We start from the raw sequence: 14,202 nt of genomic DNA on the forward strand, positions 1-14,202 counted from the left end.
CTGTTTTCCGCTTCCAGCTTCCGCAGCTTTGCCGCAGCTTTTTCCTCCTCGTTGTATTCGGCAGGAGAGCGGCGTTTCCCCCGGCGGTCAAGCAACCCGGCTTCTCCCTGCTCCTGATATTTTTTGACCCAGTTATAGATCTGCTGGTAGGTGATTTTGTACTGCTCGCTGGCCTGCCGGTAATCCAACCGGTGCCCGATGCAATATAACACTGCCTGCAATTTTTCTTCGTACGATAATTTCTTCTTTTCGGCCATACCGCTTTCCTCCTGCGCTCTGCGCGTTTTGAAGTCCCTATGGCCTTGATTATACAACGTAATCCATTGCTGCAAAACCGCATGGGAGGAAATCCCGTATTTTCGGCACATGGCGTCCAGCGACCCTTCTCCGCTTAAAATAGTCCTCCACGGCCACCAGCTTGAGCGACGACGGGTAACTGGTAAATCCCTTTTTCGGATGCAGACCCGCAGGCCCCTCCGTCTGATATTTCCGCAGCCATGCCTGGAAGGTGCTCAATCGTATGCCTAACTCTTCCCGAATCTGTGTGGAACCCTTACGGATTGCCAGGTAGTCTTCCACGGCCTGAATCTTTAGTTCCGGCGGTATGTTGCTTTTTAAACTCATGATAATTGTTCCCTCCGTTTCGACAGCTTTGTTTCTTCCGCTGTCTACTTTATAGGGAGCATATCACTTTTGGGCGCGCCGCCGTTTTATGTCCTCAGACTATCGGATCAGCACGTCCTCTAAAAGCACTGCCCCGATCAGACCGGTACCCAGCACGATCAGAGCCATCGTTTGCAAATGCTCTGCGTAGTCGTAGAGCAATACGGTCTCATATGTATAGCCGCCGGCCCATACCAAAAGCACCAGAGCGGAAGCGAGCAGCGCACAGGTCAGCAGCACGCAGCGGGTGAGTACATAGCGGGGGATCGGGTGCATGGAGGCCAGCCGTTGGAAAAAGCGCATCGTACCCTCCTTCGTGTTACAGTATGCGCCTATGATAGCAGGCGAAGAGAAACAAAACAATACAAAATTATAGGCAAAAAATCAAAATGTTAGCGACTGGATTCGACCAAAAACTTCAAGATCTGAAAGATGGGTTTACAGAAAACAAAATTTGAGAAATTATGAAGACCATTGTGTCGAAGAATGCGATAGAATTCAATTTGCAAATTCTGGAAATTACTATATAATGTAGTTACGAACCGAAGCGCTGGGAGGAGGTACACAAAATGAGGGAACTGCTTGTCGATACCTGCCGTACGGAGGATGAGGCGGGAGCAAACCATACCTTCGCGTATTATATCCTGGTGGACCAAATGGAATTGGGCGACGGCTTCGCCTGTGAAAGCTACGGCGTCAAGGTGGTGGGGGAAGAAGGGGAGACGGCCTGCGTCCCCCACATCACCGTCAGTGTGACTCGGATCGACGCATTGATGGAGCTGCTCCGGCGCAATACCGTCACACCGGCCACCCTGCGGGATGTCGTGGACGACTGGCTTTGAAACGAGAGGACACAAAGGACCGTGCGGCTGAGCCGCACGGTCCTTTGTGTTGACAGGAAGGGAAAAATCGGCTATGCTGGATGCAGTGTGTCTTGCAAACAATCCAAGGAGGGGTATGCTTGAACGAGAGAGAGACGTTTGCATCCCGGCTGGGCTTTGTGCTGATTTCTGCCGGATGCGCCATCGGATTGGGGAATGTGTGGCGCTTTCCCTATATTGTGGGGCAGTACGGGGGCGCAGCGTTTGTGCTGATCTATCTGGTGTTTCTGGTGATCATGGGGCTGCCCATCATGGCTATGGAGTTTGCAGTGGGCCGTGCCAGCCGGAGGAGCATCGCCGGGTCCTTTCATGTGCTGGAACCTAAGGGGAGCAAATGGCACTGGTACAGTTAGTTTGGTATGGCGGGCAATTATATGCTGATGATGTTCTATACCACCGTGGCCGGCTGGATGATCCTCTATTTTGTCAAGATGGCCCGGGGGGACTTTGTGGGGCTGGATACGGCCGGTGTGGCGGAGCAGTTTGGGACTTTGATGGGTCAGCCGAGCGTAATGCTGGCCTTTATGGGGATCGTGGTGCTGCTGGGCATGGGTGTGTGTGCCCTTGGGCTGCAGAACGGTGTGGAAAAGATCACGAAAGTTATGATGGTCTGCCTGCTGGTCATTCTGGTCGTGCTGGTGGTCCGCGCCGTGACGCTGCCCGGCGCGGCGGCAGGATTGGAGTTCTACCTCAAACCCGACTTCCGGCACCTGATGTACGCCTCCGACGGCAGCCTCCGACTGGGAGAGGCCATCTTTGCCGCCATGGGACAGGCCTTTTTTACCCTTTCCCTGGGGATCGGGGCGATGGCCATTTTTGGAAGCTATATCGGTAAGGAGCAGCGCCTGTTCGGCGAGGCCATCAATGTGGGCATCTTGGATACGTTTGTGGCCTTTGTGGTGGGCTTGGTCATTTTTCCTTCGGCGTTTGCCTTTGGCGTGACGCCGGATGCGGGTCCGAATCTGATTTTCATCACCCTGCCCAATGTGTTCAACTCCATGCCCGGCGGACGTCTGTGGGGCGCGCTGTTTTTTGTGTTTATGTCCTTTGCGGCACTGTCCACAGTCATCGCCGTGTTCCAAAATATCATAACGTTTCCGATGGATAAATACGGATGGAGCCGAAGAAAAGCGGTTTTAGTGAACCTTGTAGCGATCTTCCTGCTCTCGCTGCCCTGCCTGCTGGGCTTTAATCTGTGGTCCGGCTTTCAGCCGTTCGGCGCGGGGTCCAGTGTGCTGGATCTGGAGGATTTCATTTTGTCCAACAACCTGCTGCCGCTGGGCTCGCTGGTGTATCTGCTCTTCTGCGTGTCCCGGAAGGGCTGGGGCTGGGAGAATTTCCTGGCGGAGTGCGATACCGGGAAAGGGATCCGATTCCCGAGCCGGGTACATTTTTACATGACCTGGGTCCTGCCTTTTATTGTACTGATCATCTTCGTTATGGGGTATTGGGAAAAGTTCAAGCCCGCCATTCTGGCGCTGTTTGGGAATTGAACTGCAGCTGGGCGCAGTCCTTTCGGACCGCGCCCAGCTGTTTTATTGGGCGTAGAACTCCGCCACGGCGGCAAAATAGGCGTCAATATTCTCCCACTTGGACATGGGGGGGATATCGCAGCCGGAGGAGATGACGAAGTTGGGGTATTTGCAGCATTTTTCCATAACGGCCAGCGTGGCGGTACGGATGGATTGCGGCGTACCGTTGCGGAACTCGCCCGCAGGGTCCACATTGCCCATGGCCACGATGTCGGAGGGGATGTGGGGCATCATTTCAGCCATGTCGATCGCGTTGCCGAAGTGGAGGATCTTGGCGCCTACGGAAAGAATGGAATCGATGGTGAGGATGGTGGTGTTGCCGCAGTTGTGGTAAACCACGATGAAATGCTCGTCCTGCACCGCATCCACGATGCGCTTGCAGTAATCCGCTGAGAACGCCTGCGCCAGAGCGGGAGAGAGCAGGCCGGCCAAGGGCTCGGCAATGACCACGCCGTGAGCGCCCACGGCCTTGTAGGCCTTGATATAGTCGATCAGAAAGGAGGTGGCCTTTTCCAGAACGGTGTGGACCATATCCGGCTCAGAGTAGCAGTAGACCATAGCCTCGGTCACATCCAGCAGGCGGCCCGCCAGGGAAAAGGGGCCGATGACTCCGGCCAGGACGGGACGGTCGGTGATGCGCGTACAGGCCTTCTCAATGGCCTCGATGTAGATACGGGTGCGGCCCGCGCCGATGGGCGGGATGGTCAGAGCTTCCGCCGCCGCCTCATCGGAGAGGATGCTCCCCACTACGGTGGGCACCTCGTCGTCCGTGAAGCGGATCTGGGAGCCGAAGCATTCGGCCTCCACCGACAGATCCATCAGACTCACGGAGGCGCCGGAGGGGACCCGCTGGGCCACCAGCTCCATGCCGCGGGCCTGGAGCGCACTGCTGGAGATCAGGTCCCGTACGGTGACGCCCATGAGCTGCACGGCGGGAAAGGAGAGCACGGGAGTCGTCTTTTTGGGGGCGGTCGTCTTGAGCGAGTCCACCCATTCATACATGTTGCGTTTCATGATCGGCCTCCTGACTGTATCGTATGATACGATCAGGTTACCACAGGAGGGGCCGCTGTGTATGGTAATTTGCCATGTCTTTTGGAACATCTTTGCAAAAAACGTGCGCTTCCAAAGGAAGCGCACGTTTTTAAAGGTGGGTCTCTATTTATCCAGGCGGCGGACCAGTTCCTTGGAGCAGAAGGTGGCCACGTCGTCGGCGTAGGTGCCCGCGCCGAAGCCGGCATCATAGCCCAGCTCTTTTGCCAGAGCGTGGGTAATACGGGCGCCGCCGCAGCAGAAGATGTACTTCTCGCGCACGCCCTCGGCCTCCGCCAGCTCGATGAGCTCGGTCAGGTTCTGGATGTGCACGTCCTTTTGCGTAACCGTCTGGGAGACCAGCAGCACATCGGCGTTGACCTCGGCGGCCTTACGGAGGAAGTCCTCGTTGGGGATCTGGCTGCCCAGGTTGTAGGCTTCGATCATCTCGTAGCGCTCCAGGCCGTAGTGCCCGGCAAAGCCCTTGCGGTTCATGATGGCGTCAATGCCCACGGTGTGGGCGTCGGTGCCGGTGGAGGCGCCGATGACCACCATTTTGCGGCCCAGCCGCTCTTTGAGGAAGTTGTCGGTCTCATGCATGTCCATGACCTCGTCGGTAACGGTCTGGACCACGATCTCATTGTAGTTGATGGTATGCGTCAGGGAGCCGTAGACCACGTAGAAGGTAAAGTTCTCGTCCAGTTTCTGCCGCAGCGCCACGTTGGGGTCGGCCAGGCCCATCTTCTGGGCGACAAGCACGGCGGCGGCCGCGCCCTTGTCGTCATCCTTAACGGGCAGGGTGAAGGAGGTCTGCACCTTGCCGTCGTTCATGGTGTCGCCGTAGGGTTTCAGCCGGGTCAGGTCCAGAGTGGTGTCCAGGTCCTTGTCGCGGATTTGATACAGTCCGGAACTCATTTGCCGGCACCCCCTTTCATCATGGGCGCAAGGAAGGGGTTGAAGTACCCCGGCGCCTTGCTCACGACGCCGTCCAAGCCCTTGCCGCCGTCGCGGGGGCGCTTGATGTCGGCAAAGATGCCCCGCTCCAGGGTCTCGAAGATACCCAGCTGCTCGATCTGGGCCAGCAGGTCGGTAGCCTTGTGCAGCACTTCATTGGCGCGGTTCTGCATGATGCCGCCGTCCTTGAAGACCAGCTCATTGCCCAAGTCCTGCATGGTGCGGAAAATGTACTGAGCATTCTGGATGGCCAGGAAGCGGTCGGACAGGAAGGGGGTGTGGATGGCCTCGGTCATCATGCCCAACAGATGGATCTTCTGGCCAGTGAGGATGGTGACCATGTTGAACAGAGCGTCCTGCACATGGCCGCGGAAAATGTTGCCGGTCATGAACTTCGTGGGAGGCATGTACTTCAGCGGAGCGTTGGGGAAGATCTCGCGGGCCATTTCCGCCTGAGCCAGCTCGTAAAGGAAGCCGTTCTCCACATCGGGATCGATCTCAAAGGCATGACCCAGACCCATCTGCTCCTCCGGCAGGCCCGCCCGCAGGGCGAACTGCTCGTTGAGGAACTGGGAAGCCAGAACGGTGTGGGCCTCCTCCACCGCGTCGGCGGTGGTCAGGTAGTTGTCCTCGCCGGTGTTGATGACCACGCCCGCGTAGGCGTTGATGGCGCGGGAGAAGTTCTGGTCCACCAGGGTGCGCTGCATGTTGATGTCGCGGAAGAGGATGCCGTACAACGCGTCGTTGAGCATCACGTCCAGCCCTTCGAAGGCGCCCATGGCGGCGATCTCGGGCATGCACAGGCCGGAGCAGTAGTTGCACAGGCGGATGTAGCGGCCCATCTCCTCGCCGACCTTGTCCAGGGCCTCGCGCATCAGGCGGAAGTTCTCCTGGGTGGCGTAGGTGCCGCCGAAGCCCTCGGTGGTGGCGCCGTAGGGCACGTAGTCCAGCAGGGACTGGCCGGTGGTACGGATGACGGCGATGACGTCGGCGCCCTGGCGGGCGGCGGCGGTCGCCTGCGTAATATCCTCATAGATGTTGCCGGTGGCCACGATCAGATAGATCCACGGGCCCTGCTTTTCGCCTCCGTGGGCGGCAATGAAGTCCTCACGGCGCTGACGGCGGGCCTTGATGCGCGCCAGAGCATCCGTAACGATGGGGGCGATCACGTCGTGGATGGCGGCCTCGTCATGAGCGCTCAGAGCGGTCAGATCCAGCTTGCCCCCGGCGATGTCCTCGGCGATCGCCTGGGGGTCCTTGCCGGTCTCCAGCATGGCGTTGCCCAGCCAGAAGGCCGCGCCCTGGGCCAGAGCACCCTTGTCCATCAGGTGCTCCACCACCACGTTGGGCAGGGGAACGTCGGATTCGTCCACTCCGTCGATGCCCAACAGGCGGCAAATGGTACGCTCCACGGCCACCGTAGTATAGCCGTCGATAAAACGCTGGGTATCGTCCGCTACCCGGGAGGCGTGCTGGCGGGCCTGCGCCACCAGATCAAAATCAAGATTCAGCTTGGATTCCAAATGCACTCACTTCCATTCTGTGTGTCAGTCAAAAGGGGGGAGCGGACCGCCGCCGCAGCAGCGGCCCGCCCGCAGGAGGAGAGAGGAGGTACTTATTCGTGGTGGGAGCGCTTATGACGCTCCAGATTGGCCGGCTCCATGGACAGAGCCTGGCCGCGCTCCAGACCGGCCACACCCATCAGCTCCACCTTGCGTTTGCCCTCGCGCTCGGCCTTGCAGTACTCGCACTGGCAGGTCTCCTCGTAATGCTCGGGCTCGGTGTAGGTGGTGATGACGCCCTCGTAGTTGCGCAGGATGACCTTGTGCGGCGTCTGGGAGATGACGTACTGCGGCATGACCGGGGTCTTGCCGCCGCCGCCGGGGGCGTCCACCACGAAGGTGGGCACACAGAAGCCGGAGGTATGGCCGCGCAGAGCCTCGATGATCTCAATGCCCTTGCTGACGGGGGTGCGGAAGTGCTCCAGACCCATGGACAGGTCGCACTGGTAGATGTAGTAGGGACGCACACGGATCTTGACCAGCTCGTTGACCAGCTTCTTCATCACGTGCACGCAGTCGTTGATGCCGGCCAGCAGCACGCTCTGGTTGCCCAGGGGGATGCCGGCATCGGCCAGCATGGCGCAGGCCTTGGCGGCCTCGGGGGTGATCTCGTTGGGGTGGTTGAAGTGTGTGTTCAGCCAGATGGGGTGATACTTCTTCAGCATGTTGCACAGCTCGGGCGTGATGCGCTGGGGCAGGACCACCGGGGTACGGGAGCCGATGCGGACGATCTCCACGTGGGGGATCTCGCGCAGCTTGGCGATGATGTACTCCAGGCGCTCGTCAGAGCAGAGCAGCGCATCGCCGCCGGAGAGCAGAACGTCCCGGATGACAGGGGTGTTGCGGATGTACTCGATGGCCTGATCCACCTGATCCACGGGCATGCCCGCGTCATGCTGGCCGGCGAAGCGGCGGCGGGTGCAGTGACGGCAGTACATGGAGCACTGGTCGGTGATCAGCAGCAGGCAGCGGTCCGGATAACGGTGGGTCAGACCGGGCGCCGGGGAGTCCTCATCCTCGTGCAGGGGGTCCAGCAGGTCGGAGTCGGCCTGGTGCAGCTCCTTGGCGGTAGGAATGGCCTGCAGCCGGACGGGATCGCGGGGATCACCGGGCTGGATCAGAGACAGATAGTAGGGGGTGATGGCCATGCGCAGGGTGCCCAGGCAGGCCTTGACGCCCTCTTCCTCTTCGGGGGTGAGCTCCACGTACTTCTTCAGGTCCTCCAGGGTCTCGATACGGTTTTTGACTTGCCAGTGCCAGTCGTTCCACTCTTCATCAGAAACGTTGGGGAACAGGATATGGCGACGGGATTCGATCATAATAAGAGCACCGCCTTCTACATAATTTTGATGGACCGGGGCCGGGTCCCCGGCGCCTTACAGAGGTTCCGCCGTTTTGCGGCGGGCGGGGGATCGCGCCCCCTCAGACGTATTTGGCCTGGAAATAGGAGCGCAGCTTCTCGTTCTCACGCAGTTCGCTCAGGGTGATCTCCGCGTGGCCCTTGGTGTAGCCGTTGCCCACGATCATGGTCACGTCTTTGCCTACGCCCTCGGCGCCCAGAGCGGCCTTGGTGAAGGACGTGGCCATGGAGAAGAAGTAGACGGTGCCGCCGTCCCGCACGGGGAGGATGCAGCTCATCTCGCAGTTCTTCACGTTGACCACGCAGATGGACACGTCGTATTCCTGCCCGCCGTTGGCCTCCAGCGCGGCTTCCAGTACCGCCACCGGCTCGGTGGCGCTGACCACGATGGCCTCATGGCACAGGCGCAGACGTTTGAGCAGGCGTGCGTCCTCGTTGCTGATGACCAGCGCGACTACGCGGCCGGTAGCGCCGCAGCGCTTCATGGCCTCATAGCAGCAGAGCATGCCGCTCTTGCCCGCGCCGCCCAGGATGAGAACGCTGTCGCCCCGGTTGACCAGCTTGCGGGTCTGGGCGGGGGCGCCGGCCACGTCCAGGGCGGCCAGAGCCAGTTCCTCGCTCATGTCGTCGGGAAGCTTGGCGTACAGGCCGGACTCGAACAGGATGGCCTGGGCATCCACCTCCACCCGGTCAATATCCTGGTGGATCGCGAGGATCTTGTTAATCTTCAGGGGGGTCATGGACAGGGAGACCAGAGAGGCGATGCGGTCGCCCTCCTTCAGGTCGATCTTCCCCTTCAGATCGTCGCCCAGCTGGGCGACCGTACCCATAAACATGCCGCCGGAGCCGGTAACGGGGTTTTGCTGCTTGCCGCGCTCCGCCACGATCTCCAGGATCTTGGCTCCGATTTTCTCATCGTCGTGTCCGGCCTCGTTGGCGATCTGGGTAAAGGAAGCCGAGTCGATGTTCAGGGCGGAGACGTTCACCAGGATCTCGTTGGAGTAGATCTCGTCCATATTGTTATCGATACGGTAGGCCGCCTGGGTCAGGACGCCCTTGGGCTCGATGACCCGGTGAGAGCCGTACCGATTGCCTTTTTTCTGCATGGGTCCACCTCCCGCTTGGAAGGGAGCGGGCCGCGGCCCGCTCCCCCGTATCTTGTTGATTAGATGTACTTCTCCTCGAACAGCTTGCGGATCTTGGCATTCTCCCGCAGCACGTTCAGGGTGATCTCGGCGTGGTTCTTGGTGTAGCCGTTGCCCACGATCATGGTCACGTCCTTGCCGATGCCCTCGGCGCCCAGAGCGGCCTTGGTGAAGGAGGTGGCCATGGAGAAGAAGTAGACCAGACCGTCGTCGCGGACAGGCAGGATGGCGGCCATTTCGCAGTTCTCAATGTTCACGCAGCAGATGGAGATATCGTACTCCTTGCCGCCGGTGATGGCCAGAGCGGCCTCCATGACCTCGACGGGCTTGGTGCAGTCGGCCACGATCACGTCGGTGTAGACGCCCAGGTCGATCAGACCCTGGACCTGCTTGGGATTGCGGACAACGCCGACGACCTTGCCGTTGGGGCCGACCTTCTTGAGCGCCTCGTAAGCGCACAGAACGCCGGACTTGCCGTTGGCGCCCAGGATCAGCACATCGTCGCCCTCCTTGGGCAGCTTGCGGGCCTGCGCGGGAGCGCCGGCCACGTCCAGGGCGGCCAGGGCCAGAGGCTCGCTCATATCGTCGGGCATCTTGGCGTAGATGCCGCTCTCGAACAGAATGGCCTGAGCGTCCACGTCCACACGGTCGATCTCCTTGTGGATGGCCTTGATCTTGTTGATCTTCAGGGGGGTCAGGGAGAGGGAGACCAGGGAGACGACCTTGTCCCCCTCCTTCAGATCGATTTTGCCCTTCAGATCGTCGCCGATCTTGGCCACGTTGCCCATGAACATGCCGCCGGAACCGGTGACGGGATTCTGCTGCTTGCCGCGCTCGGATACGATGCCCATGATCATTTCGCCGATCTTCTGCTCGTCCCCGCCGCAGGCGTCGGAGATCTGAGTGAAGGAGGCGGAGTCGATGTTCAGGGCGGTCACATTGCACAGGATCTCATTGGAGTAGATCTCGTCCATGTTGTTGTCGATTTTGTAAGCCGCCTGGGTCAGAACGCCCTTGGGCTCAATGACGCGGTGGGTGCCGTACTTGTTGCCTTTTTTCTGCATAGTAAATTCCTCCTGCTTCAATTGTTCGGTCTGTGGGATAGTTCGGGTTGGGGAGAATTGGGTCTGTGCGTTGGTTGGGGAGATTGGGTCTGTGCGCTGCGTTTGGTTGGGGAGTTTTTGCCTGGTTGGGGAGATCGGGTTTCCAGCTTGGGAAATCGGGTTTTCGGTTGGGGAGATTGGGGTTCCAGTTTGGGAAATAAGGGATTCCAGGTTGGGGAGTGTTTTGTGGGTGCGGTTGGGAAATTCCCGTGGATTACTTGTTCAGCGACAGGATCGCGCGGGCCTCGTCGGGGGTGGCGATCTCGCGGCCCAGTTCCCTGGCCAGGCGCACGACCTTTTCCACCAGCTGGCCGTTGCTCTTGGCGGGAACGCCGCGGGAAAGGTTCAGGTTGTCCTCAAAGCCGACCCGGACGTTGCCGCCCATGGCGATCGCGGCGGCGGCCAGCGTAAAGGCGTTGCGGCCGATGCCGGTGGCGGTCCAGGTGGAGCCGGCGGGGATCATCTTGACCAGATAATCCAGGTGGCCCGGCGTGGCGGGGGTGCAGCCGGGAACGCCCAGCACGAAGTTGAACTGCATGGGCGCGCCGGGGACCTGCCCCTTCTTGGCCATGGTCAGGATGGTGTCCAGATGGCCGATCTCAAAGCACTCGTATTCGGGCTTGATGTTGTTTTCCAGCATCCGCTTGCCGAACGCGCGCATGGTGGGCATGTCGTTGACAAAGATATCGTCGCCGAAGTTGCAGGTGCCGCAGTCCAGGGTAGCCATCTCGGGGAAGAGCTCGGTGGGCTGCAGGCGCTCCTCCGGGGTCATGCCGGTGGCACCGCCGGTGGAGGGAATCAGAATGACGCCGGGGCAGGCTTCCCGGATGGCGTCCATAATGACGCGGAAGCGCTCCTTGTCCTGCGTGGGGGTCCCGTCGTCCCAGCGGACGTGGACGTGGATGATGGCCGCGCCGGCATCGAAGGCGCTCTTGGCCTCACGCACCATCTCTTCGATGGTATAGGGGACGGCAGGATTCTGCTCCTTGGTGACCTCTGCGCCGCAGATGGCCGCTGTAATGATGAGCTTTTCCATAAAATACCTCCTCCAAAAAAGTACGCGCCGACCCGTCTGGAAAAAAACCGACGGGACAGCGCTCCACAAAAACAAAAAACGCTATTTATGACCAACAGGACCGTGCTTCGGCTCTGTCCATCATAAATAGCGCTTCATGTTACTCATGACAATCCGTAAGCGCTGGGCCCACGGCTCAGGGGGAGGGTTGTACGGTACGCGTCCCCCTTCGGCGGCACACACATTCACAGGCCGCATCGGGCTCGCCCGCCCTTGCCATCGTGCCTGTTACCTTGTGCTCCGCGCCTCTATCCATGCATGTTATTTACTTGTTTACAAAGTCAATATATCCCAAAGCATGGTATTTGTCAACACTTTTTTTGTACAAATTTGTGCTGAAAAAATTGACAGAAAAAACGAACTACAGGTCGGCCTGGAACAGCTCCATCAGCTCCGGGTCCAGCTTCAAAAGGCGGCATACCCGCAGGGCGTCCCGGGGGCAGGGCGCTCCCGGAGGGGCGGGCAGCAGGCGGTAATCCATCCGGCGGGCGATGCGGCGGCGGGGGTCGTCATGCTCGTCCCCGTCGATCTCCCGTACCAGCCCGGCCACCTGATAGTGGGCGGTGGCCACGTCGGACACGCCGTCGTAGTGGGTGGTCATCAGGGCCACGCAGTCCAGGGTGCCCAGGTGGCGCACCAGGGCGCGGGCCAGGGCGGCCCCCTCCTGAGGGTTGGTGCCCCGGGCAAACTCGTCCAGCGCCACAAAGAAGAAGCTGCCCCGGGTGTGCTGGAGCAGGCGGTCCAGCAGGTGGACCTCCTTGCCGAAGGAGGACAGGCCGCCCGCGCCGGGGCCGCTGTCCGCCAGAATGAGGGACACATGGTGGAACAGGGGCAGGCGGGCCTCCTCCGCGAAGACGAAAAAGCCGCACTGAAACAGGAGCAGGGAGAGCACCACGGAGCGCAGGGAGACCGTCTTGCCGCCCATATTGGCGCCGGTGATCACGGTGCAGCCCTTGTTCAGTTCCAGATCCAGCGGGGTAAAGGCTTCCCCGCGGGCAAGCAGGTCTTCGGCCACCTGGGGGTGGCGCAGGCCGCGCAGGGTGATGGAGCCGTCCCGGGAGAACACGGGGCGGCGGCAGCCGTACCGCCGGGCCAGCTTGGTCTTGGCGAAGATCAGGTCCAGACGTCCCAGCGCGTCCATGTTGGCCAGAAAGTCCGCCTTATATTCCATCAGTTTGCAGGTCAGGTCCCGGCGCACCAGCAGCTCCAGCTGGTCCTCCCGCACGGCCAGCTCCCGCCGCTGCTCCAGAAGGGCGGGCTTTTCCGCCTCCGAGGCGGCGCGGATGGTCTTTTCCAGCCTGGCCTTCTGCTCGCGCAGGGGGCCGAGACCGGGGTGGTAGGAGCTCAGCACCGAAAAGGCGGGAAGGCGGCGGCCGTCCGGGTCCACCAGGGCGAGGGCCGCGTCCATGGGAGGGAACGCGATCCCGGCAAAGGGGGGCAGGGCCGCGTAGGCCTGCTGCACCTGCTCCAGCGTGACCAGGAAATGTTTGATCTCAAACAGCTCCACCAGGTCAAAAGGGTTGCCGGGGTCCCGGTCGAAGCTGCCGCGGATATCATGGAACAGGGGCAGGCAGCGGGTCACGCCGCGCAGGGGGGGCTCCTTGGGCCGGACGGCCTTGGGCGCGTCGCAGCAGCAGGGCTGCTCCTCCGGCTCGGGGAGCTGCTTGGCGTCCCAGAGCGAGAGGGAGAGGGCCAGATTGTCCAGCTCGTCGGCCAGGGCGGCTTCCTCCCCGGGGCCGTACCACCGGGGGGCGCGGGCGGCGGCGCGGCCGAAGGGGGACAGGGGGACCAGCCGGTCCAGCACCCATTGCAGGCCGGAATGTTCGCGCAGCTCGTGAGTCAGTTCCATGGTTACTCCTCCTTCACGTTCACCACCGGCAGGTCCAGGACCCGCCGGAGGGCGGAGACGAATTGATCGGGATCGAAATGCCAGCCGTAGGCCGACCAGGGATTGGCCGCCACGGCGGCGATGGTCAGCTCCCGCCGCACCGCCAGGGCGCCGCCGGAGCGGAGGAACAGATCCCAGGCCGCCCGTCCGGCCAGCACGTGGGTGGCGTCGGCCGCCACCAGGGTCAGGGGCGCGCCCCGGCGGGCCAGGGTCTTGAGCAGCGGGTCGGTGATCCCGCCCGCCGCCCACAGCACGCAGCGCCGGCGGGGCAGCTTGTTCCAGCGGGGGGCGCCGGCCTCGTCCAGAGGCAGCTCCAGCGGCGCGCCCTCGGGCGTGAACAGGGCAAAGCGGGACGCGCAGGCGTCCAGCGCGGCGCAGAGGGCGGGGTGCTCCGGGCGGCGGCTGGCAAACAGGGCGCAGGTGTGGGCGGTCTCGGCCACCACAAGGTCCATGTCCCGGTCCAGCGAAGCGCCGGTACACAAAAGCGCGGCGCCCTCGATCCCGGCCCCGGCCAGCGACTTGCGCCCGGCGGCCCCGTCGATGAGCACCCGGTCCGCCCCCAGGGATGCAAATACCTCGCACAGTGGCGGCAGCTGCCCGGCGGCGGAGGGTCCCGCCAGCTGGATATACCCGTCGGACAGGGCGCGGAAGACGCCCACCTCGCCCAGCGGGGTCATCACGTCGGTCAGGCAGGCCACTTCCACCGTCACGTCGCACAGCGGCAGCATGCCCCGGGCCGTGGCGAACAGGTCGCCGGCTTTGATGTACAGGTCGGGCTTTTCCGTGCCCGTCACCAGGTCGGTGCCTTCGCCGTCCCGGCCCACCGAGGTCAGGCCCAGGCACTCCTCCTCCAGCTCCGCCATCAGGCGGCGCATGGCGGTGGTCTTCCCCGCGTTCTTGCACAGCCCGATCACCGTTACCGGGGACGCGTCCCCCACCAGGGGGGCCAGGAGCTTTTTCAAAAAATGCACCTCCATCGCGCAGGAAATCCTGCGCCGTTCGCCGGC

13 protein-coding genes, 1 pseudogene and 1 riboswitch are annotated in these 14,202 nt (G+C 61.5%); of the genes and pseudogenes, 2 read left to right on the top strand and 12 right to left on the bottom strand.

The annotated features are described in order from the left end of the window. From NE547_RS14050 to NE547_RS14060, 3 genes are all read right to left on the bottom strand, one after another. Window positions 1-257: helix-turn-helix domain-containing protein (locus tag NE547_RS14050; RefSeq protein ID WP_256176215.1), on the bottom strand; the 257-nt coding region annotated here is incomplete at its 3' end. 49 nt (window positions 258-306) lie between these two features. Further along, window positions 307-624 (bottom strand): helix-turn-helix domain-containing protein, encoded by a 318-nt coding sequence (locus tag NE547_RS14055; protein ID WP_256176216.1) that lies wholly within the window; start codon window positions 622-624, stop codon window positions 307-309. A 99-nt stretch (window positions 625-723) separates the two neighbouring features. Beyond that, window positions 724-966, bottom strand: coding sequence for a hypothetical protein (locus NE547_RS14060; protein WP_186908073.1), 243 nt, complete (start codon window positions 964-966; stop codon window positions 724-726). A gap of 266 nt (window positions 967-1,232) precedes the next feature. Between NE547_RS14060 and NE547_RS14065 the strand changes: the two genes are divergently transcribed. Together NE547_RS14065 and NE547_RS14070 are read left to right on the top strand one after the other, a co-directional pair. Next, complete coding sequence (locus tag NE547_RS14065) at window positions 1,233-1,505, top strand: DUF6514 family protein (RefSeq protein ID WP_186908074.1); 273 nt, start codon at window positions 1,233-1,235, stop codon at window positions 1,503-1,505. A 119-nt stretch (window positions 1,506-1,624) separates the two neighbouring features. Next, window positions 1,625-3,037, top strand: a pseudogene (locus NE547_RS14070) (sodium-dependent transporter). Between the two features lie 42 nt (window positions 3,038-3,079). Here the strand turns inward: NE547_RS14070 and NE547_RS14075 are convergent. The 9 genes from NE547_RS14075 to NE547_RS14115 all read right to left on the bottom strand — a co-directional run bounded on the left by NE547_RS14075 (window position 3,080) and on the right by NE547_RS14115 (window position 14,166). Then, complete coding sequence (locus tag NE547_RS14075; protein WP_256176217.1) at window positions 3,080-4,090, bottom strand: uroporphyrinogen decarboxylase family protein; 1,011 nt, start codon at window positions 4,088-4,090, stop codon at window positions 3,080-3,082. A gap of 144 nt (window positions 4,091-4,234) precedes the next feature. Then, on the bottom strand, window positions 4,235-5,023 hold the full coding sequence (locus NE547_RS14080) for an OAM dimerization domain-containing protein (protein ID WP_186908077.1): 789 nt from the start codon (window positions 5,021-5,023) through the stop codon (window positions 4,235-4,237). Beyond that, window positions 5,020-6,585: a lysine 5,6-aminomutase subunit alpha gene (locus tag NE547_RS14085; protein WP_186908078.1), complete on the bottom strand. Its 1,566-nt coding sequence runs from the start codon at window positions 6,583-6,585 to the stop codon at window positions 5,020-5,022. Before NE547_RS14085 ends, NE547_RS14080 begins: the two co-directional genes overlap by 4 nt. 92 nt (window positions 6,586-6,677) lie before the next feature. After that, complete coding sequence (ablA, locus tag NE547_RS14090) at window positions 6,678-7,943, bottom strand: lysine 2,3-aminomutase (protein ID WP_186908079.1); 1,266 nt, start codon at window positions 7,941-7,943, stop codon at window positions 6,678-6,680. Between the two features lie 103 nt (window positions 7,944-8,046). After that, window positions 8,047-9,090, bottom strand: a complete 1,044-nt coding sequence (locus NE547_RS14095; RefSeq protein WP_186908080.1) for an L-erythro-3,5-diaminohexanoate dehydrogenase — start codon at window positions 9,088-9,090, stop codon at window positions 8,047-8,049. Window positions 9,091-9,149: 59 nt separating this feature from the next. Beyond that, a complete protein-coding gene (locus NE547_RS14100; protein WP_186908081.1) occupies window positions 9,150-10,193 on the bottom strand; it encodes an L-erythro-3,5-diaminohexanoate dehydrogenase in 1,044 nt (347 codons plus the stop codon). 253 nt (window positions 10,194-10,446) lie between these two features. Next, window positions 10,447-11,268, bottom strand: a complete 822-nt coding sequence (locus NE547_RS14105; RefSeq protein ID WP_186908082.1) for a 3-keto-5-aminohexanoate cleavage protein — start codon at window positions 11,266-11,268, stop codon at window positions 10,447-10,449. Window positions 11,269-11,387: 119 nt separating this feature from the next. Next, a riboswitch (Lysine riboswitch) is annotated at window positions 11,388-11,566 on the bottom strand. A gap of 102 nt (window positions 11,567-11,668) precedes the next feature. Continuing rightward, window positions 11,669-13,156, bottom strand: coding sequence for a DNA mismatch repair protein MutS (locus NE547_RS14110; RefSeq protein ID WP_256176218.1), 1,488 nt, complete (start codon window positions 13,154-13,156; stop codon window positions 11,669-11,671). Between the two features lie 2 nt (window positions 13,157-13,158). Next, window positions 13,159-14,166, bottom strand: coding sequence for a hypothetical protein (locus NE547_RS14115; RefSeq protein ID WP_256176232.1), 1,008 nt, complete (start codon window positions 14,164-14,166; stop codon window positions 13,159-13,161). Between the last annotated feature and the right edge of the window lie 36 nt (window positions 14,167-14,202).

It is taken from the genome of Flavonifractor sp. DFI.6.63, from assembly GCF_024462255.1.
Lineage (GTDB): Bacteria > Bacillota > Clostridia > Oscillospirales > Oscillospiraceae > Lawsonibacter_A > Lawsonibacter_A hominis.